Annotated in this window: 1 protein-coding gene; it reads left to right on the forward strand. The window is 64.1% G+C overall.

The window, feature by feature from the left end; genetic code table 11:
• Positions 1–82 precede the first annotated feature (82 nt).
• The coding region (locus tag ABZV34_RS39790) for an IS630 family transposase (protein ID WP_356288294.1) at positions 83–1,155 on the forward strand (1,073 nt) is incomplete at its 3' end.

Raw genomic sequence — 1,155 nt, forward strand, 5'->3', positions numbered from 1 at the left:
TAGTGTCCTGCGCCAGTAGTTGATCGTTAGTAGTTTTGTGACTTCTACTGGTGGTGCGTCAGTTCCTCGTCGGGGCCCGAAGCTGGAGCCGTTACTGCTGTCCGATGACGAGGGGGCGGAGTTGGAGCGATGGACGCGTCGGGCGACATCGGCGCAGGCTCTGGCTCTGCGGGCGCGGATTGTGTTGGCGTGTGCGGGGCTGGAGGTGCCGCCGATCGTCTCGGTAGCGCGAGAGTTGCGGGTGAGCGCGGACACCGTCCGCAAGTGGCGCAGGCGTTTTATCGTCGAGCGGTTGGACGGGTTGGTCGACGAGCCCCGGCCGGGACGGCCACCCACCATCAGTGTCGATCAGGTGGAAGCCGTGGTGGTCACCACGCTGGAACAACTACCGAAGAACGCCACCCACTGGTCCCGCCGGTCGATGGCGCAACACAGTGGTCTGTCGAAGTCCACGGTCGGCCGGATCTGGCGGCAGTTCCAGCTCAAGCCGCATCTGGCGGACACCTTCAAGCTGTCGACCGACCCGTTGTTCGTGGAGAAGGTCTACGACGTCGTGGGTCTGTACTTCAACCCGCCCGAGGGTGCGGTGGTGCTGTCGGTGGACGAGAAGTCGCAGATCCAGGCCCTGGACCGGTCCCAGCCGGTGCTGCCGATAATGCCGGGCATGCCCGAGAGGCGCACCCACGACTACGTGCGCAACGGCCTGACCACCTTGTTCGCCGCGTTCGACGTCGCCACGGGTGAAGTCATCACGGCCCTGCACCGCCGGCACCGGGCCGTGGAGTTCAAGAAGTTCCTGATCCGGATCGACAAGCAGGTGCCCGCGCACTTGCAGGTCCACTTGATCGTGGACAACTACGGCACCCACAAGACGCCTGCGATCAAAGCCTGGCTGGCCAAACACCCGCGGTTCGAGCTGCATTTCACCCCGACCGGATCCTCTTGGATCAACCAGGTCGAGCGGTGGTTCGGCTACCTCGCCCACCAGATGCTCCGCCGCGGCGCACACAAGAACATCCAGGCCCTCGAAGCCGACATTCGCGCATGGGTCAAGGACTGGAACGAAGACCCCAAGCCCTTCATCTGGACCAAAACCGCCGAAGAAATCCTCGACTCCCTCGCCCGCATCTGCCGACGGATCTCTGGCGCAGGACA

Origin of the sequence: Streptomyces sp. NPDC005195 (genome assembly GCF_040608315.1) — a bacterium.
Lineage (GTDB): Bacteria > Actinomycetota > Actinomycetes > Streptomycetales > Streptomycetaceae > Streptomyces > Streptomyces kaempferi.